The 17328-nt window shown below is 72.3% G+C and carries 17 protein-coding genes; 8 read left to right on the forward strand and 9 right to left on the reverse strand.

Annotation, left to right across the window (positions count from 1 at the left end):
• Positions 1-388 precede the first annotated feature (388 nt).
• Together DMB42_RS36100 and DMB42_RS36105 are read right to left on the reverse strand one after the other, a co-directional pair.
• Complete coding sequence (locus DMB42_RS36100) at positions 389-2392, reverse strand: sigma-70 family RNA polymerase sigma factor (RefSeq protein WP_125642387.1); 2004 nt, start codon at positions 2390-2392, stop codon at positions 389-391.
• Entirely contained in the window at positions 2392-2706 is a 315-nt protein-coding gene (locus DMB42_RS36105; RefSeq protein ID WP_125642390.1) for a YciI family protein, read from the reverse strand. Before DMB42_RS36105 ends, DMB42_RS36100 begins: the two co-directional genes overlap by 1 nt.
• Positions 2707-2769: 63 nt before the next feature.
• Here DMB42_RS36105 and DMB42_RS36110 point away from each other — a divergent pair, with 63 nt between their 5' ends.
• The 3 genes from DMB42_RS36110 to DMB42_RS36120 are packed head-to-tail and all read left to right on the forward strand — an operon-like array spanning position 2770 to position 4693.
• Positions 2770-3420: a DUF998 domain-containing protein gene (locus DMB42_RS36110; protein ID WP_125642393.1), complete on the forward strand. Its 651-nt coding sequence runs from the start codon at positions 2770-2772 to the stop codon at positions 3418-3420.
• A gap of 41 nt (positions 3421-3461) precedes the next feature.
• The gene (locus DMB42_RS36115) at positions 3462-4445 is read left to right on the forward strand and encodes a sugar-binding transcriptional regulator (protein ID WP_125642396.1); all 984 of its coding nucleotides are present in this window, start codon (positions 3462-3464) and stop codon (positions 4443-4445) included.
• Positions 4442-4693, forward strand: coding sequence for a hypothetical protein (locus tag DMB42_RS36120; protein WP_125642398.1), 252 nt, complete (start codon positions 4442-4444; stop codon positions 4691-4693). Before DMB42_RS36115 ends, DMB42_RS36120 begins: the two co-directional genes overlap by 4 nt.
• A 171-nt stretch (positions 4694-4864) precedes the next feature.
• Here the strand turns inward: DMB42_RS36120 and DMB42_RS36125 are convergent, their stop codons facing one another.
• From DMB42_RS36125 to DMB42_RS36135, 3 genes are read right to left on the reverse strand one after another with little or no spacing between them, the layout of a single operon-like run.
• A complete protein-coding gene (locus tag DMB42_RS36125) occupies positions 4865-5950 on the reverse strand; it encodes a DUF5685 family protein (protein ID WP_125642401.1) in 1086 nt (361 codons plus the stop codon).
• 7 nt (positions 5951-5957) lie between these two features.
• On the reverse strand, positions 5958-6455 hold the full coding sequence (locus DMB42_RS36130; protein WP_125642404.1) for a hypothetical protein: 498 nt from the start codon (positions 6453-6455) through the stop codon (positions 5958-5960).
• Positions 6456-6458: 3 nt separating this feature from the next.
• Positions 6459-6989, reverse strand: coding sequence for a hypothetical protein (locus DMB42_RS36135; RefSeq protein ID WP_125642407.1), 531 nt, complete (start codon positions 6987-6989; stop codon positions 6459-6461).
• Positions 6990-7464: 475 nt separating this feature from the next.
• Between DMB42_RS36135 and DMB42_RS36140 the strand changes: the two genes are divergently transcribed.
• The gene (locus DMB42_RS36140) at positions 7465-8061 is read left to right on the forward strand and encodes a hypothetical protein (RefSeq protein WP_125642410.1); all 597 of its coding nucleotides are present in this window, start codon (positions 7465-7467) and stop codon (positions 8059-8061) included.
• Between the two features lie 92 nt (positions 8062-8153).
• Here DMB42_RS36140 and rraA read toward each other — a convergent pair whose 3' ends face one another.
• The 3 genes from rraA to DMB42_RS36155 form a co-directional block, all read right to left on the reverse strand.
• On the reverse strand, positions 8154-8624 hold the full coding sequence (gene rraA, locus DMB42_RS36145) for a ribonuclease E activity regulator RraA (RefSeq protein WP_125642413.1): 471 nt from the start codon (positions 8622-8624) through the stop codon (positions 8154-8156).
• Between the two features lie 52 nt (positions 8625-8676).
• Positions 8677-9522 (reverse strand): LLM class flavin-dependent oxidoreductase, encoded by an 846-nt coding sequence (locus DMB42_RS36150; RefSeq protein ID WP_125642415.1) that lies wholly within the window; start codon positions 9520-9522, stop codon positions 8677-8679.
• Between the two features lie 161 nt (positions 9523-9683).
• Entirely contained in the window at positions 9684-10652 is a 969-nt protein-coding gene (locus DMB42_RS36155; protein ID WP_125642418.1) for an NAD(P)-dependent oxidoreductase, read from the reverse strand.
• Positions 10653-10803: 151 nt separating this feature from the next.
• On the opposite strand from DMB42_RS36155, the gene DMB42_RS36160 reads away from it, so the two are divergent.
• The 3 genes from DMB42_RS36160 (at position 10804) to DMB42_RS36170 (ending at position 14333) form a co-directional block, all read left to right on the forward strand.
• Entirely contained in the window at positions 10804-11550 is a 747-nt protein-coding gene (locus tag DMB42_RS36160; RefSeq protein ID WP_125642421.1) for an SDR family NAD(P)-dependent oxidoreductase, read from the forward strand.
• 16 nt (positions 11551-11566) lie between these two features.
• Positions 11567-12712 carry a galactonate dehydratase gene (gene dgoD / locus DMB42_RS36165; protein WP_125642424.1) on the forward strand — a complete coding sequence of 382 codons (1146 nt, stop codon included), beginning with the start codon at positions 11567-11569 and terminating at the stop codon, positions 12710-12712.
• A gap of 85 nt (positions 12713-12797) precedes the next feature.
• On the forward strand, positions 12798-14333 hold the full coding sequence (locus DMB42_RS36170) for a serine/threonine-protein kinase (protein WP_125642427.1): 1536 nt from the start codon (positions 12798-12800) through the stop codon (positions 14331-14333).
• Positions 14334-14396: 63 nt separating this feature from the next.
• Here DMB42_RS36170 and DMB42_RS53625 read toward each other — a convergent pair whose 3' ends face one another.
• The gene (locus DMB42_RS53625; protein WP_185845035.1) at positions 14397-15452 is read right to left on the reverse strand and encodes a hypothetical protein; all 1056 of its coding nucleotides are present in this window, start codon (positions 15450-15452) and stop codon (positions 14397-14399) included.
• 257 nt (positions 15453-15709) lie between these two features.
• On the opposite strand from DMB42_RS53625, the gene DMB42_RS36180 reads away from it, so the two are divergent.
• Positions 15710-17302: a glycoside hydrolase family 27 protein gene (locus tag DMB42_RS36180; RefSeq protein ID WP_125642430.1), complete on the forward strand. Its 1593-nt coding sequence runs from the start codon at positions 15710-15712 to the stop codon at positions 17300-17302.
• The last annotated feature ends 26 nt before the right edge of the window (positions 17303-17328 follow it).

A 17328-nucleotide genomic window follows, 5' to 3' on the forward strand; every position in this document is an offset into this window, starting at 1 on the left:
TGATCCTCGGGCCGCTGGTCTGGCTGGCCGGATTCGTCCTGCGGTACCTGGCCACCCAGACGGTGTTGCCGCCGCCGCAGCGGGAGTGGGCGGCGCGGCAGGAGTTCGCGGCGCCCGGCCAGCTGGCCTCCTACGTGGCCGACCCGGCGCTTATGACGGCCGCCTTCGCGGTGTTCGTGGCGGGGGCCGTGCTGCTGTTTCCCGCCTTCGTCGCCTTCGGGCAGCTCGTCGGCACCCGTCTGGCGTTCTGGGGGAGCACCCTCGTCGTCGTGGGGCTCTTCGCCCGGCTGTACTTCGCCGGGGCCGACCAGACGGCCTTCCGGCTGACCGAGACGCTCGGCCTGGACACCACCACCCGGGCCGTCATGGCCGGATACGTCGACATCTCCTACGGGCCGTGGTTGTTGCCGGTCGCCTGCTCGGTCGGCCAGTACGCCGGGACCCTGCTGCTCGCGGTGGCGGCCTGGCGCTCGGGCCGCCTCGATCGGCGTGCGGACGCTGCGAGCTGGCTCAGGGTGTAGCCGCCCGAAGCCTGCTTGAACAGGTACTCGGCGCGTTCGTAGGACAGGCGGCGCCTGCCGGTCTGCTGGCACAGGTCGGCCGGGTCCGGCCGGCGGGCGGGGGCGGGCCGGCGGTCGGCCAGGAAGAGCGGGCCGCCGGTCCGGTCCGCGACCAGTTCCTCCAGCAGGGCCGCGGCGCCGTCGCCCCAGGCGATCGCGGCGGCGCGGCGGGCGGGCAGGTCGAGGTCCTCGACGTCGAGCGCGAGGACGGCGGCGGCGGGCGCGCCCGACTCGTGCACCAGCCGCCACAACGCCCGCTCCCGCGGCGACGGGTGCCGCCAGAGCGCGGCCAGGGCCCGATCGTCCACGGCCGGGCGCGGCGTCCGGTCGTCGTGTTTCCTGTCCAGCCCGGCCGACAGGTCATCCAGGCCCGCCCACACGCTGAACGACCGTACGGCCGCGCGGTGGCGGTTCCAGGTCCTGGGCGCGGCCGTGCCCCAGGCGGCGGCGAAGACCCTGGCCACCAGGGCGGCGGTGATCTCCGCCAGAGGTGTGGCGGCCCCCAGGTCCAGCCGTAGCCGCCGCAACGTCTGCCCGTAGGACCGGATCGTGCCCGCGTCCAGGTCGTCCCGCGCCAGGAACCGGTCCGCCGTCTCGCCGAGCGCGGCGGCGACCTGCGGGCCGTCGGCGCGGTGGCGGGCGGCGCGGGCCAGGAGGAAGGCACGCTCGGCGGCGTTGCGGGTCAGGGCGGCGGCCCGTTCGAACGCCGTCGCGGCCTCGGCATCGCGCCCCGCCCGTGCCAGCAGGTCGCCGTGGACGGCCGGCAGCGGATGGTAGTCCCGCAGCGCGGGGTCCGACAGCAGCGAGTCCACCAGCGCCAGCCCCGCCTCGGGCCCGGCCGCCATGCCGACGGCGACCGCCCGGTTGAGCCGTACCACCGGGGAGGGGGCCAGCCGGACCAGCGCGTCGTAGAGCGTCGCGATCTGCGTCCAGTCGGTGTCGGCCGCGCTGGGCGCCTGGGCGTGGCAGACCGCGATCGCCGCCTGCAACACGTACGGCCCGAGCCCCCCGCCCGCCTCCCGCGCCCTGAGCATGGAGGCGAACCCGCGCGCGATCAGCGGCCGGTCCCACCGCGCCCGGTCCTGCTCGTGCAGCCGCACCGGCTCCCCGGACGGCCCGGTACGGGCGGCCGAGCGCGACTGCTGGATCTCCATGAGCGCCACCAGCCCGTGCACCTCGGCCTCCGCCGGAGCCAGCCCGGCCAGCAGCCGCCCGAGCCGCAACGCCTCCAGCGCCAGGGCGGGCCGGGTCAGGTCGTCGCCCGCCGTGGCCGAGTAGCCCTCGTTGAAGATCAGGTAGATGACCTCCAGCACGGACGCCAGCCGTCCGGCCAGCTCGGCCCCCCGCGGCAGTTCGAACGGCACCCCCTCCTCGGCGAGCGTGCGCCTGGCCCGCGCGAGACGTCCGGCCACGACCGCCTCCCGCACCAGGAACGCGCGGGCGATCTCCGCCGTGGTCAGCCCGCCGAGCAGCCGCAGCGTCAGCGCGGTCCGCTCCTCGGCCGGCAACACGGGATGGCTGGAGACGAACATCAGCCGCAGCACGTCGTCCCCGGGCCGCTCGTCCTGGCCGGGCTGCTCCGGCCGGAGCTCGCGGATCGCCCGCTCGTGCCGCCGGTCGCGGCGCAGGTGGTCGAGGGCGCGGCGTTTGGCCGTGGTCATCAGCCAGGCGCCGGGGTTGTCCGGTACGCCGTCCCGAGGCCAGGTCTCCAGCGCGGCGGCCAGCGCGTCCTGGGCGAACTCCTCGGCCAGGCCCACGTCGCCGGTCATCCTGGCCAGCCCGGCGACGATCCGCGCGGACTCCTGCCGCCAGACCGCCGTGACGGCGTCCATCAGTAGATCTGGCGCATGTGGCACTCGCCGTCGCCGGTGATCGCGAAGAAGCGCCGCGAGATCTCCAATGCCTCCTCCCGTGAGGCGACCTCGACCAGGGCGAACCCGCCCGCCAGCTCCTTGGCCTCGGCGTACGGCCCGTCGGTCACGGTCAGCTCGCCGCCGGTGGACCGCACCATCGTGCCGCCCAGTTCCATGCCGCCCGAGGCGAGCAGCACGCCCGCCTCGGTGAGCTCCTGGATGAACCTGCCCATCTCCACGTGCAGGGTCTCGTCGTCGCGCGGCTCGTTCGCGTTCGTCAGCAGAAATCTCATGTGCGTTCCCTGTCACATCGCTCGTTCGTCGCGTATGCAGTAGAACACGAAAGGACACCCACCATGACCGCCATCACCACCACCGCGTCCCCCGGCTCGACCCGCACCCTGCTGACCGCCGGTGCCCTCGCCGCCCCCCTCTGGACGGTGGTCAACCTGGCCCAGGTGCTCACCCGCGAGGGCTTCGACATCCTGCGCCACCCGCTCAGCCAGCTGGCCACCGGTTCGCTCGGCTGGCTCCAGGTGGCCGACTTCCTGGTCGTCGGCGCCCTGATGATCGCCGGCTCGTACGGCCTGCGCCGGGCCGTCGACAGCAGATGGCTCCCGCGCCTCGTGCTGGTCGAAGGCATCGGGATGATCGCCGCGGGGATCTTCCGGATGGACCCCGGCGACGGCTTCCCCGCCGGCACTCCCATGGGCCCGCCCACCACGATGAGCTGGCACGCCGTGCTGCACATGGTCTCGGGGTCGATCAGCTTCGTCGCGCTGACGGCGGCCTGCTTCGTGCTCGCCCGCCACTTCTTCCGGGCGGGCGCCCGCGGCCCGGCGGTCGCGTCCGTCCTGGCGGGCCTGGCCGTGATCGCCGGGAACGGCTGGGCGATGAGCGGCGGCCAGGGTGGTTCGCTGACGCTGGCCGTCGGCGTCACCGGCGCGATGTGGTGGATGTCCGCCGTCGCCTTCCGGCTGCGCCGCCGGGGCTCTCTCACCTGGTAGGACGCTTGCTGATCCGCGGTCCTCGGCTGTAGGAAGGCCGTATGTCCGTCGAAGGCGAGCGCCCGGCCGCGGGCCACAGGGTGGAGGACGCCCTGTGGGCGGCCCGGAAGTACTACCTGCACGGTGTCACCATGGACACGATCGCCCGGGAGCTCGGCGCCTCCCGGTCGACGGTGTCCCGGCTGCTCGCGTACGCGCGGGACGTGGGCCTGGTCGAGATCCGCGTGATGCCGCCGCGCTCGCGCTCCACGCGCAGCGAGGCGGATCTCGCCGGCCGCTACGGCGTGCACGCGCACGTGGTGCCGGTGCCCGCCACGGCCTCGACGGTCGAGCGGCTGGAACGTTGCGCCGTCTACACGGCACGGCTGCTCACCTCGGTGTTCGACTCCGACATGATCATCGGCCTGTCGTGGGGCACGATGGTCAACGCGATCAGCCGCTGCCTGGTCCCCAAGCAGACCGCCAACTGCCAGATCGTGCAGCTCAACGGCCTCGGCAACGCCCGCACGACGGGCATGCACTACGCGGGCGCCGTGCTGACCGCGTTCGGGGCGGCGTTCGGCGCGTACGTCCAGCAGTTCCCGCTGCCGCTGTTCTTCGACTCGCCGCGTACCAAGGAGCTGCTGCTGGCGGAGCGGAGCGTGCGGCGGGTCGTCGAGCTGCAGCAGAGCGCCGACGCCGTGCTCTTCAGCGTCGGCACCGTGACGGACGGCGTGCCCAGCAGCCCCTACCTGAGCGGCTACTTCCTCGACGAGGCCGACTTCGCCTCACTCAGGCAGGACGGCGCCGTGGGCGACATCGCCACCACGTTCTACCGCCTGGACGGATCGCACGAGGGCGTCAGCTTCAACGCCCGGACGAGTGGACCCGACCTCGACCAGCTCCGGCAGGTGAAACACCGGATCTGCGCGGTGTCGGGTGACCACAAGATCGACGCCCTGCACGCGGCCCTCACCGGCGGTTACGTCACCGACCTCGTCATCGACGAGATCACCGCGCACGTTCTGCTGGAGCGCCATCCGTGAGCGCGGACGACGCCTCGCCGCCCTCGGCGTCCCCGCCGCCGAGGGGGACGTCGCGGCCGTCCTTGACGCCCAGCGCGCCGGCGCCGCAGAAGTTCGGGTTCGCGCTGGTCATGGTGGGGCTGAGCTTCGTGGTGATGGCGCTGGCCGCCTCGCTGGCGACCGGCGGGCGGGTGTCGGTGTGGCGGCGACGGCCGCGGCCTGCTCGCCGGGGCCGCCGCCCACGACGAGCACGTCGGTGGCATCACTGATCGGGATGTCGCGCGTATATAGCGGAGGGTAGTCACAGGCACTCCTTGAGTCAGTGCTGGGGTGTCGCGCCACTGTGACGTGCCTGTGAACGGATGGTCAACAGACCTGCACGAACGTGCACGATGCACGTTTCGCACCTTTTGTCGGTACGGCCTGAAGACGGGGGCGGGTCAGCTTCCGCAGTCGCAGCCGTTGCAGCAGTCGGGGCAGTCGCAGCAACTGCCGTCGCCCAGGTAGCAGCGGTCCTCGCAGGGCCGTCCCGCCTTCTTGCTCCACCTCGGCCGCCAGACCCCGCAGGTCAGGAACGTGGCCACGCCCGCCGCCGACTTGCGCACCCACCCGGGCCGCCGGTAGGAGGCCGAGGTCGCGCCGAACGTGCGCTCGACCGCCTGGCGCACCTCGACGCCGAGCAGCCGGTCCACCAGGTGCCGTTCCTCCAGGTCCAGGTCCGCCAGCGCGAGGGAGAGCCCGTGCGCGGCGTCGTCGCAGAGCCGCCGCGCCGCCTCCCGGCCGGTGCCGGTGACGGTCAGCGGGTTGAACGCGCCCCGCTCGTCGTCGTCCGCCTGGTCCTCGACGGCGTCGAGGAGGTGCGCGATCCGGCCGAAGAACGTGCCCGCCTCGGCCAGGGCCGCCGCGTTACCGGGCCGCCCGGCCAGCACCGCCGTATGGGCGAACGCCGCCGCCACCGCCTCCTCGGCCGGGGCCGTGAGTTCGAGCAGCCCTAATGGGGGAGCGGGGGGCTCGGCGGGTGCGTCGGGCTCGGCGGTGAGGGCGGCGACCGCGCGGCGCTCGCGTTCGAGCTGGCGGTCGACCGTCGCCGACAACACGGCGATGTCGAAGCCGGCGCCGGACGCCAGCCGGGCGCCGCCCTCCTCCCAGCGGGCCGCGAGCAGGCGGCGGGCCGGACCCGTACCGGGGGCGGCGTCGCCGTCGGCCACCTGGTCGCGCAGCTTGCCCGCGGCCAGGACGAGCGAGACCCCCGCCGCCAGCCTGGCCCCGCGTGCCCGCGCGTCCACCACGTCGGCGGAGCGGAACCCGCGCAGCGCGCACGGCCCGGCGGTCCGGTGCGGCACGGCGGCCGGGAACTGGGCCTCGGTGAGCACGGACAGGATCAGCGTGTCGTAGTTGGTGGCCAGCCGGGCGGCGTGGCCGTGCCCGTCCCGCAGCGTCAGGCAGAGCCCGCACAGGTGCGCCCGCCATGCCTCACGTACCGCGGCGCACCCGTGCTCACCGCACGGACGGATGATTCCGAACACGCATACCTCACAAAGATCCCGAAAGGCTGGAGGAATCGTACGGGTCGCCGCTCGCCTCCACCGCCCGCGTACGGGATCCGGCGGCGGGCCGCCTCGCCCGCCTGGCGGCGACCGTCAGCACGGCGGCCCCGGCCAGCATCAGCAGCCCGGTGAACAGCCACTCGTCCGAGCCGTCCGGGCCGTAGACGCGGGTCTCGCGTCCCGTGTCCACGGCCGCCGTGGCCTGGCCGGCCGTCAGGGTGCCGCGGTCGCTGCCGTACAGCTCGACGTCGCGCCGCCGGACGCGGCCGTCGCCGGAGGTGAAGTCCCCGGCCCAGACGCAGGACTCGTGCCCGGGATGCCGTACGCACCGCAGTTCCCCGGCCGTGAACACGCCGCTCACCCCGTCGGCGCGGGCCGCCCGTACGACGGGCCCGATCTCGGGGACGGACACGAACAGCAGCGCCAGCCCCACCAGGGCCAGCGCCACCGTGAACCCGCTCGGACGTCGCCTGGTGACCGCCATGACCTAGTGCGCCACCGCGCAGGTGCAGGCGGCCCCGGCGTGCTCGGAGGCCCGGCGGTGGAGCACCATCGCCACCACCATCGGCGCGAAGACGACGGCGTTGTAGAACAGGTGCAGCTCCATCCTGGGCAGGAAGAGCTGCAGGACGCTGGTCGGGACCGGCCGTCCCATCAGGTTCAGCCCGCTGAGCTTCTGCCCCAGCAGCAGCAGGTGCTCCATGTGGTGCCAGACCTGGATGCCCAGGGAGATGTTCCACCACGTGCGCGACCGGCCGGCGAACCCCTTGCGCAGCAGGACGAGCCCCACGAGCATGAGCAGCGCGTACCCGTAGTGCATCCACTCCGAGGTCACCAGCCACGGGAAGGGCAGGCCGAGCACCCCGCGCGCCTCGCTGAGCGGCCACCCCCAGACGTAGACCTGCACGGCCTGCACCAGGTGCTCGCCCCAGTGGGCCACCACGATCACCATGAAGACCGTGAGTGCCGCCTTGTGATGACGCCCGTTGAGAGTGGACGCGCTGACCGTCGTCGCCATTCCTCACCTCGTGTCCGTTGCGCTGACGCTGGTGAGAACGATCTCGGACGGCACTGGCAACGGGCTTGGATCGCCTTGCAAACGGCTGGGAGCCCCTGTGGGCGGGGCATGCGCGTCCTGGGGAGAATGTCCAGGTCATGGGGGGAATGCCGGGTCGTTGCCGGTGGTTTACATAGTCATACCCCGTGGGCTTTGGCTGTGGTTGATGCTGTTTGCCTGGGGTTTGCGGTTCAAGGGTAGATCATTGCCCGTTTTGGGGTGTTTGGTTTGCGTTTGTCCGTTTCTTGGGTTAGTGTTGTATCTATCCAGCCGGTGAACGACCCGGACACCATCACGTCCGCGTCAACCACCCGCATCTGTTTGCGCTCCACGTAGCGACCTGAGGCCCTTGTGCCCGGCTACGACCTTTTATGTCTTGTCTGAGTCATGCGAGCGCACGCCCCCTCGTGATCGATGTCACCTAGGAGATTGCCTGATGACTGCTGTTCGCCTGCGTTCGTTCGCCATGCTTTCGGCCGCTGCGCTGTCCGCGCTGACCATCGGCGCCGCGGCCCATTCCGCCAACGCCGACGCCGACACCACCACCACCGCCGCCGCCAAGACGGCTGCCGCCAGTAGTCAGGGTGTGCTGGCCGGGGCTACTACCGCGTCGTATTTCTGGGACGACTCTTCGGGTCGTGCTGGTGACACGGGTCTGCCGGCTGCTGGTAAGCCGATGCAGAAGGGTCTTGCCGCTTCGCCGTCGTGGCCGCTGATGACCGAGGGGTATGTGGTCTATCAGGGTAAGAAGCTGCCGTTCTTCGTGGGTGACCGTGGTCCTGGTGACCCCTCCAGTCGTGGGGTGATGCTGGACCTGGATGCCAAGACGTTCGCGGAGCTGACTGGTGGCCGGTTCAATCCGGACACGCTGGGTGTGGATGGTGTGTCGGGTGAGGGCCACATCAAGATCCAGTACGTGATCACCAAGTGGGGCGACGGGGTCGGTAAGAAGGCTGCTCCGGTGCCGTTCGAGACCGGTGCGTGGCAGCAGAGGGATGCTGCCAGCACGGCCACGGTGTCGGTGAAGAAGTAGGAAGACGTGTGAGAAGGGCGTTCCCCGCGGGGGACGCCCTTCTCGCGTTTCTCAGAGCGCAGAGCCTGACGGCCCAGGTCGGCGACCGGGGGTCAGGCCGGGACGCGGGTGACGAGGATGCCGTCGTCGTCGCTGAACAGCTCGGCCCCCGGCGAGAACGTGACGCCGCCGAACGTCACCGGCACGTCCCGCTCGCCCGCGCCCGTCTTGCCGCCCTTGCGCGGGTTCGAGCCGAGCGCCTTGACGCCGAGGTCGAGCTCGCGCAGCGCGACGACGTCCCGGACGGCGCCGTGGATCACCACGCCCGCCCATCCGGCCGCGACCGCCTCGCCCCCGATGACGTCGCCCACCAGCGCGGCGTGCAGCGAGCCGCCGCCGTCCACCACCAGGACCCGTCCCTCGCCGGGCTCCGACAGGATCGCCTTGAGCAGGGCGTTGTCCTGGTGGCAGCGTACGGTGGCGATCGTGCCGTGGAAGGCGCGGCGGCCGCCGTACTGGCGGAGTTGCAGGTCGCAGGAGTCGAGCTCGTCGCCGCGCTCGTCGTACAGGTCCGCGGTGTTCATATGGGCCTTTCCTCGCGGGGTCAGCGGTCGCGTTCATGCTGCCACGCCGGGATCACACGAGGTCGGCCAGCCGCTCGGCGTGGCCGGGGTCGCGGCCCCAGCAGTAGAGCATGACCTCGTCCGCGCCCAGGTCCCGGAGCCGGGCGAGGGCGTCGCGGATCGCGGCGGGCGTGGTGTGCAGCCCGGACAACATGTAGTCGGACGCGCCCGAGGTCGCGTAGTAGGCGCCCATGGAGGCGCGGGCGTCCTCGATCACCTCGTCCGGGCCGAGCGCCACGGTGATCTGGGAGACCAGGCGCGGCGCGCCCTCGCGTCCGTGCTCCTTCCAGGACGTGCGTACGGCGTCGAACAGCGGGCCCACCCAGGCGGGCGGCGCGGCGGCGAGGAAGCCGTCGCCCCACCGGGCGACACGTTCGAGCGCGACCGGCTTGAACCCGCCGAACAACAACTCCGGGCCGCCGGGACGGGCGGGCGCGGGCCCGACGGGCCCGGCCTCGTCGCTGAACGGGCCGCCCGACCACAGCCGCCGCAACACGGGAAGCTGCTCGTCCATACGCCGCCCCCGGGTACGCAGGCCGGTCCCGGCGGCGGCGTGGTCGTCGGCGCGGCCGCCCACGCCGAGGCCGAGCACCAGCCGGCCGCCGCTCAGCCGGTCGAGCGTCGCGGCCTGCTTGGCCAGCAGCGCCGTCTCACGCAGCGGCGGCAGCAGCACCTCGGTCTGCAGCCGGACCCGGCTGGTGGCGCCCGCCAGTACGGCGAGGGTGACGAGCGGTTCGGGGTTGTCGTAGACGAGCCGGTCGAGCAGGCCCAGCGTGCTGAACGGGCCCGCGTCGGCGCGAGCGGCCCAGTCGAGCAGAAGGGCGGGGTCGGCGATGGGCAGGCCGAGGCCGACGTTCATGGATGCCTCCGAAAGAAGAGAACGGCAAAGGAACGTGCCGCCCCTCCATGCACCTCGATGGGTGTCGCGTTCCCGCTCTGCGGCGTGCTTCCGGGGAAACGCAGGTTCAGAGTGATCTCATCGTAGGGCATGCCCCTGGCGGCACATGCGCGCCGGGGTCGTCAGCGGGCGTTTCCCGCGCGCAGCCAGGAGACGTAGTCCGCGATTCCGGACGCGGTGTCGTAGGCGGGCTCGAAGCCGGTGTCCTCGCGCAGCCGGGTGATGTCGAGGTGCAGGTCGCGGCCGGGGCCGGCGGGGTCACGGCCCTCGCGCAGCTCGACCCGCGCGCCGGGCACGGCCCGCCCGATCGCCTCGGCGACCTCGCCGTTGGTGGTCATCCGCCCTCCGGTGACGTTGTACGTACGGTGCCGCAGCTGATCGGCCACCTGGAGCAGCGCGATCGCCCGCCCGCAGTCCTTGACGTAGCACAGGTCGCCGCCGTCCTCCGCGTACGCACCCCACGCGGGGCTCGTCAGGTCGGGCACCTCGTCCCGTACGGCGGCATGCACGAGCTGCGGCAGGAGGAAGAACGGCGAGCGCGGGTGGCCGAGCGGCCCCCAGATCGCGCCGATGCGCAGGTTGACCACGTCCAGGCCGGTGGCCCCGGCCAGATGGTCGGCCACCAGCTCGCCGATCTTCTTGAACGTGGGGATCGGGTGGTGGGCCGTCATCGGCAGCGGCAGGTCCTCGGTCAGCGGGCTCGGGGCCTCGACGCCGCCGTACACGCCGATGGTGCTGGCCAGGCCGAGCCGCGACACCTGCCATTCGGCGGCGGCGTGGAAGACGTTGAGCAGGCCGGCGACCGACTTCCGTGCGCCCTCGACCGGTTCGTCCGCGGCGGGCGGCCACGGCACCGAGCCCGCCAGGTGCACGATTCCGGTGATCTTGTGCCGGTCGCCCAGGCCGAGCAGGGCGGCCCGATCGGTGAGGTCGGCCTGCTCGACGACGAGCCGCCCGTCCGCCTCGCCGACCAGCTGCGCGGGCACCTCGGGGGCCCGGCGCTGGACGAGCACGACGGATTCGCCCAGGTCGAGCAGCGCCCGCGCGGTGTGGGTGCCGATGAAGCCGAGCCCGCCCGTGATGAGGATCATTCCCTCAACTCCTTTTCGTCAGTGCCGCTGATCGTCAGTAGCGCTGATGGTTAACGTAGTGCGAGGGGCTGCCGCCTGTCCAATGGGGGAGAAATCTCGACAACTAAGTATAAAATAGTATTTATTAGGAAGCCGATCTCAGAGGAGTCGCATGAAGGGCCGTTTCGAGGGCATGGCCGCGCTGTTCACCGGCGCCGCCTCGGGCATCGGCGCGGCCACCGCCGCCCGGCTGGCCGGCGAGGGCGCCCGCGTCCTGCTCGCCGACGTGGCCGACGAGCGCGGCGCGCGGGTGGCGGAATCCGTCGGCGGCGCGTACGTCCACTGCGACGTCGCCTCCCCGGCCGGCTGGGCACGGCTGAAGGAGGAGGTGCTGTCCCGCTTCGGCCGCCTCGACGTGCTGCACGCCAACGGCCCCGGCCGGGTCGTGCCCGCGCGGCCGGTCCACGAACTGCCCGAGTCCGACTGGGACCTGCAGATCGACGTCACGCTGAAGGCGGCCTACCTGGCCGCCCGTACGTTCTGCCCGCTGCTGGCCGAGGGCGGGGGAGCGCTCGTCATCACCTCCTCGGTGCACGCGGCGACCGGCATCCCCGGCTGCGCCCCCTACGCCGCCGCCAAGGGCGGCCTGCAGTCGCTGACCAGGCAGCTCGCCGTCGAGTACGCCCCCGCCGTACGGGTCAACGCCGTCGTACCCGGGCCGATCATGAGCCCCGCCTGGGACGGCATCGGCCCGGCCGAGCGGGCGGCGACCGTCGCCGAGACGCCCGCGGGCCGCTTCGGCACCCCCGAGGAGGTGGCCGCGGCCGTCGCCTTCCTGGCCGCGCCCGAGGCGTCGTTCATCACCGGGGCCTGCCTCAACGTCGACGGCGGGTGGAGCGTTTCCACCACGTCCTCCTGAGCGAAAGCGAAGCCGCATGAAGATCGTGTCCATGGACACCTTTCTCGTCCCCCCGCGCTGGCTGTTCCTGCGGGTGCGCACCGACGAGGGCATCACCGGCTGGGGCGAGCCGGTGGTCGAGGGACGGGCCGAGACCGTCCGGGCGGCGGTCGCCGAGCTGAGCGACCACCTCGTCGGCGAGGACCCGCTGCGCATCGAGGACCACTGGCAGGTGCTCACCAAGGGCGGCTTCTACCGGGGCGGTCCCGTGTTGTCCAGCGCGGTCGCGGGCATCGACCAGGCGTTGTGGGACATCGCCGGCAAGGCCGCCGGGTTGCCCGTGCACGCGCTGCTCGGCCAGCCGGTGCGCGAGCAGGTCCGCATGTACGCCTGGATCGGCGGCGACCGCCCGGCCGAGGTCGCCGAGCTGGCCGCGGCGCAGGTGGAGGCCGGGTTCACCGCCGTCAAGATGAACGGCTCGGCCGAGCTGACCGCGATCGACACCCCGGCGCGCACCCGCGAGGTGGTCGACCGGGTGGCCGCCGTACGCGCGGCGATCGGCGAGGACAACGACCTGGTCGTGGACTTCCACGGGCGCATGTCCACCGCCATGGCGCGGCGGCTGCTGCCGCTGCTGGAGCCGTACCTGCCGCTGTTCGTGGAGGAGGCGGTGCTGCCCGAGCACTCGCGCAACCTCGCCGCGCTGGCCGCCGCCACGTCCATCCCGCTGGCCACCGGCGAGCGCCTGTACTCGCGCTGGGACTTCCGCGACGTCATCGGGCACGGCATCGCGGTCGCCCAGCCCGACGTCAGCCACGCGGGCGGGATCTCGGAGGTACGCAGGATCGCCGCCATGGCCGAGACCTACGACGTCTCCATGGCCCCGCACTGCCCGCTCGGCCCGATCGCGCTGGCCGCGAGCCTGCAACTCGCCTTCGCCGTGCCCAACTTCCTCATCCAGGAGCAGAGCGTCGGCATCCACTACAACCGGGGCAACGACGTGCTCGACTACCTCGTGGACCCGGGGCCGCTCACGTTCGAGGGCGGCCGGGCCGTCCGCACCGACCGGCCCGGCCTCGGCATCGAGGTGGACGAGGCCGCCGTGGAACACGCGGCCCGGCGCGGGCACCGGTGGCGCGGGCCGATCTGGCGGCACGAGGACGGTTCCTTCGCCGAATGGTGAGGTGAACCCAGGGGCGGCGGATCCGGAATCATCCCGCTAAAGTTCTTGATCCGGTCCGCCGCTGTCTCCAGGGAGCCACGCCCTCATGCCGAACGCAGAGCCCTTACGCCCCGGAGATCCCACGTCCTTGGGAGCCCACCGGATCACCGGATGGCTGGCCTCCGGCGGCCAGGGCGTCGTCTACCTGGGCCAGGCGCCCGACGGGCGGCCGGTGGCGGTCAAAGTCCTGCACGGGATCGTGCCCGGCGACCGGTTCGCCGCCCTGACGGAGGCGGCCCGCCGGGTGGAGCCGCAGGGCGTCGCGCGGGTGCTCGACGCGGCGTGGGGACGGTTGTCGTACATCGTGAGCGAGTACGTGGAGGGGCCGTCGCTGGCGGAGGCGGGCCGCATCGGCGGCGGGCACCTGCGGCACCTGGCCGTCGGCACCGCGACGGGACTGGCCGCGGTGCACCGGGCCGGGCTCACGCACGGCGACCTCAAACCCTCCAGCGTGCTGCTCGGCCGGGACGGCCCGCGCCTGGTCGGGTTCGGCGCCGCCGGCACCGGCCCGGGCTCCGGCCGGGCGGGGGCGGGGACCGGGCCCGCGGACGCCTCCGACGGCGGGGCGGTGGCGTACAAGGCGCCCGAGCAACTGGACGGCGGCCCGGCCGGGGCGGCGGCGGACGTCTTCGCGTGGGCGTCGGTGATGGTGTTCGCGGCGACGGGACGGCCGCCGTTCGGCGACGACGCCCCGCTCGCCGTCGCGGGGCGCGTCCTGCGCGGCGAGCCCGAACTCGGCGACCTGCCGGACCCGCTGCGCCCGATCGTCCGCGCCTGCCTGGCCAAGGACCCCCAGGCCCGGCCGCCCATGTCCGCCGTCCTGCCTCTCCTCCTGGGCGAACCTCAGCCCGGCCCGCCCGCCGCCGCACCTCCGCATCCGGCTCCCCCCGTCAAGGCGGGTGGCGTGGCGGGCGCCGCCGGCGGTCCCGGGCGGTCCGTGTGGGCGAGCGGGCACCGGTTGCCGGTGATGGCGCTGGTGGCGGGGGTGGTGACGGTGTCCGTGGCGGCCGGGGTCGTGGTGTGGAACTCCGGCAAGCGGCAGGCGGACGCCGAGGTGCGCGCCGCCCACGAGAGCGTACGGACGTCCGCGGCGGGACCGTCCAGGCGTGGTACGGCCGAGCCGCGGACCGCGAGGACGCCCCGGCAGCGCGTGGCCCGCCCGCGCCCCACCCCCTCGGCCACCCTGCCGGGGGAACGGTCCACACCTTCCGCCACCTCCACGACGGGCGGCCCCACGCCGACCCCGAGCGCGACACGGGCGGCCTCGTTCACCCTCGCGTACGTGCGCGTCCAGGGCTCGTCGAAAATCAACAGCGCGGGTGTCACCTGCTACACCGGCTCGCTGAACTTCGCCGCCGGTGTGGACGCCAGCCGCCCCGGCGCGCCCTTCTCCTACCAGTGGATCTACGACGGCCGGGTCGTCGAGCGCGGCTCGTCCCACCTGCAGGCCGGCAGCCGCAGCGACTACGTGCACTCCAGGAGGCTGGTCACCCCGGCGGGCGGCCGGCACACCGTCACCTACCGGATCCTCGGCCCGTCGCCCAGGGCCAGGTCCGTCGCGTTCACCATGTGCGGCCCGTAGGGGAACACGAAAAGGGCGGTCCCGCGTGAAGCGGGCCCGCCCTTGTGAAACAGGTTGTTTTCGTCACATGCCGTAGCGCGTCACCCAGTCGCCGTTGTACCGGCCGCCGTAGCAGCTGAGGTCGGTCGGGCTCTGGAAGTTACGGAACACGAAGCCGCCGCCGACGCGGCACCGCAGCGAAGAGACGTAGTAGCTGTGCGGACGCCCGTCCCACTCGCGGTCCTCGTCCCAGTTACGGTCGCCGTCCCACTCGCGGTCCTCGTCCCAGTTGCGGTCGCCGTCCCAATCACGGTCGCCGTCCCACTTGTGGTCGTCCCCCTTGTGGTCGTCCCCCTTGTGGTCTTCGTGCCGGTTGTGGTCGTTGTCCCAGTCGCGGTCGCCGTTCCACTCGCGGTCGCCGTCCCAGTCGCGGTCCCCGTCCCATTCGCGGTCGCCGTCCCAGTTCTGGTCGCCGTCCCACTTGTGGTCACGGTCCCCCTTGTGGTCGTCGTCCCCCTTGTGGTCCTTGTCCCAGTCGCGGTCGCCGTCCCACTTGTGGTCGTCGCCCTTGTGGTCGTCGCTCTTGTGGTCGCTGTCCCAGTCGCCGTCTACCCAGCCCCAGTCGCCGACCCAGTCGTGCTCGTCGTCGCCCTTGCGGTCGTCGCCCTTGTGGTCGTCGCCCTTGTGGTCGTCGCCCTTGTGGTCTTCGTGCCGGTTGTGGTCGTTGTCCCAGTCGCGGTCGCCGTCCCACTGACGGTCCCCGTCCCATTCACGGTCGCCGTCCCACTCGCGGTCGCCGTCCCATTCACGGTCGCCGTCCCAGTCGCGGTCGCCGTCCCACTGACGGTCGTCCTTCCCGGGCTTGTGGCCGTGCTGGTCGTGGTCCTCGTGCCTGTTCTGGTCGCCGTTCCAGTCACGGTCCCCATCCCAGTCGCGGTCCCCTTCCCACTGACGGTCGCCGTCCCAGTTACGGTCGCCGTTCTCCGAACGGTCACCGTCCCATGGGTTCCCGGCGGCGTAGCCGCCGGGCGTGTAGGCGAGCGCGTCCGGACGCGGTTCGGCGGCGGCCTGACCGGCTGTGACGAGTGGGACGGCGCCGAACGCGGCGCAAGAGACAAGTGCTGCGATGAATCGTCGCATTACACCGATCCAATCACTCTCGATGACCTAACCGCTACAGATAGTAGCCATCGTCCCGAGATTTGAAACGTAAGTGGTTACGTACAGTGACATCGCCCGAAGCGCCCCGATCCGCAAGCCCTTGTACGTCGGCGTTCTTACTAAAAAGCAACAGAATCCATCAGCACCTCTTGACTGCACACGAAAACCGACGGACGATCCCGTTTGATTTAGTCGGATCATGTTGGATCCTCACCCCCCGGTGTTGAAGGAGTCCCATGCGTGCGATCCTTCGAACAACCCTCCCCCTGGCCCTGGCCGCCACCTGCCTCACGGCCGCCGCCGCCACCCTGGCGCCCCCCGTCGCCGCCCTGGAGAACGGCCTGGCCAGAACGCCTCAAATGGGGTGGAACGACTGGAACAGCTTCGGCTGCTCGGTCAGCGACACCCTCGTCAGGCAGACGGCCGACGCCATGGTCGCCTCCGGTATGGCCGCGGCCGGCTACACGTACGTCAACATCGACGACTGCTGGTCCACCAAGACCCGGAACGCGGCCGGCGACCTCGTCCCCGACCCGCAGAAGTTCCCCGGCGGCATCAAGGCCGTGGCCGACTACGTGCACGGCAAGGGGCTCAAGCTCGGCATCTACTCCTCGGCCGGCACCACGACCTGCGCGGGCTACCCGGCTAGCCTCGGCAACGAGCGCAGGGACGCGACCCTGTGGGCGTCGTGGGGCGTGGACTACCTCAAGTACGACAACTGCGGCGACCACCTCGGGCAGAGCGCGCAGCAGCGCTACACCGCCATGCGCGACGCCCTCGCCGCGACCGGCCGGCCGATCCTCTACAGCCTGTGCAACTGGGGTCAGGACAGCGTCTGGACCTGGGGCATGCCGGTCGGCAACTCCTGGCGCACCACGGGCGACATCCAGGCGAACTGGGGCTCGGTCATGGGCATCCTGGACAGCCAGGCCGGGCTGGAGGCATACTCGGGGCCGGGCGGCTGGAACGACCCTGACATGCTGGAGGTCGGCAACGCGGGGCTGACGGCCACCGAGTCGCGGGCCCACTTCAGCCTGTGGGCGCTGCTGAACGCGCCGCTCGTCGCCGGCAACGACCTGCGTTCGATGAGCGCCGAGACCCGGACGATCCTCACCAACACCGAGGTCATCGCCGTGAACCAGGACTGGGGAGGCAGGCAGGGCCACAAGATCGCCGACAACGGGAACCTGGAGGTCTGGCGCAAGCCGATGGCCGCGACCGGCACGGGCGCCGGCTCGGTCGCCGTCGTGCTGCTCAACCGGGGGAGCGCCGCGGCCACCGTCTCCACCACCGCCTCCGCGCTGGGGCTCGGCGCCGCGGCCTCCTACTCCGTACGCGACCTGTGGGCCCACACGACCGGCTCCTCGACGGGCACGGTCAGCGCCTCCGTGCCCGCCCACGGCGCCGCCATGTACGTCGTCACCGGCGGCGGCACGCCCCCCGCGGCCACCGCGATCAAGGGCGCCGGCTCAGGCAGGTGCCTGGACGTGCCGGGCGCGTCCCAGACCGGCGGCACCCAGGTCCAGATCTGGGACTGCAACGGCGGCCCCAACCAGCAGTGGACCCCGACCACCACGGGCGAGCTGCGCGTCTACGGCGGCAAGTGCCTGGACGTGTACGACCGCGGCACCGCCGACGGCACCCGCGTGATCATCTGGGACTGCAACGGCCAGACCAACCAGCAGTGGCGGCTCGGCACGGACGGCTCCATAACGGCCGTCGGCGCGGGCAAGTGCCTCGACGTGCCGAACAACGCCACCGCCAACGGTACGAAGCTGGTCATCTGGACCTGCAACGGCGGGGCCAACCAGCGGTGGTCGCGGACCTGACCCCCGCCCGGCCCCGCTCGGGCACC

The organism is Nonomuraea sp. WAC 01424 (genome assembly GCF_003947315.1).
GTDB classification, from domain to species: domain Bacteria; phylum Actinomycetota; class Actinomycetes; order Streptosporangiales; family Streptosporangiaceae; genus Nonomuraea; species Nonomuraea spiralis.

Excerpts from the sequence above, each read along its gene's own strand:
- DMB42_RS36100 (WP_125642387.1), bottom strand. The coding sequence starts at position 2,392 with ATGGACGCCGTCACGGCGGTCTGGCGGCAGGAGTCCGCGCGGATCGTC.
- DMB42_RS36105 (WP_125642390.1), bottom strand. The coding sequence starts at position 2,706 with ATGAGATTTCTGCTGACGAACGCGAACGAGCCGCGCGACGACGAGACC.
- DMB42_RS36110 (WP_125642393.1), top strand. The coding sequence starts at position 2,770 with ATGACCGCCATCACCACCACCGCGTCCCCCGGCTCGACCCGCACCCTG.
- DMB42_RS36115 (WP_125642396.1), top strand. The coding sequence starts at position 3,462 with ATGTCCGTCGAAGGCGAGCGCCCGGCCGCGGGCCACAGGGTGGAGGAC.
- DMB42_RS36130 (WP_125642404.1), bottom strand. The coding sequence starts at position 6,455 with ATGGCGGTCACCAGGCGACGTCCGAGCGGGTTCACGGTGGCGCTGGCC.
- DMB42_RS36135 (WP_125642407.1), bottom strand. The coding sequence starts at position 6,989 with ATGGCGACGACGGTCAGCGCGTCCACTCTCAACGGGCGTCATCACAAG.
- DMB42_RS36140 (WP_125642410.1), top strand. The coding sequence starts at position 7,465 with ATGACTGCTGTTCGCCTGCGTTCGTTCGCCATGCTTTCGGCCGCTGCG.
- rraA (WP_125642413.1), bottom strand. The coding sequence starts at position 8,624 with ATGAACACCGCGGACCTGTACGACGAGCGCGGCGACGAGCTCGACTCC.
- DMB42_RS36150 (WP_125642415.1), bottom strand. The coding sequence starts at position 9,522 with ATGAACGTCGGCCTCGGCCTGCCCATCGCCGACCCCGCCCTTCTGCTC.
- DMB42_RS36155 (WP_125642418.1), bottom strand. The coding sequence starts at position 10,652 with ATGATCCTCATCACGGGCGGGCTCGGCTTCATCGGCACCCACACCGCG.
- DMB42_RS36160 (WP_125642421.1), top strand. The coding sequence starts at position 10,804 with ATGAAGGGCCGTTTCGAGGGCATGGCCGCGCTGTTCACCGGCGCCGCC.
- dgoD (WP_125642424.1), top strand. The coding sequence starts at position 11,567 with ATGAAGATCGTGTCCATGGACACCTTTCTCGTCCCCCCGCGCTGGCTG.
- DMB42_RS36170 (WP_125642427.1), top strand. The coding sequence starts at position 12,798 with ATGCCGAACGCAGAGCCCTTACGCCCCGGAGATCCCACGTCCTTGGGA.
- DMB42_RS53625 (WP_185845035.1), bottom strand. The coding sequence starts at position 15,452 with ATGCGACGATTCATCGCAGCACTTGTCTCTTGCGCCGCGTTCGGCGCC.
- DMB42_RS36180 (WP_125642430.1), top strand. The coding sequence starts at position 15,710 with ATGCGTGCGATCCTTCGAACAACCCTCCCCCTGGCCCTGGCCGCCACC.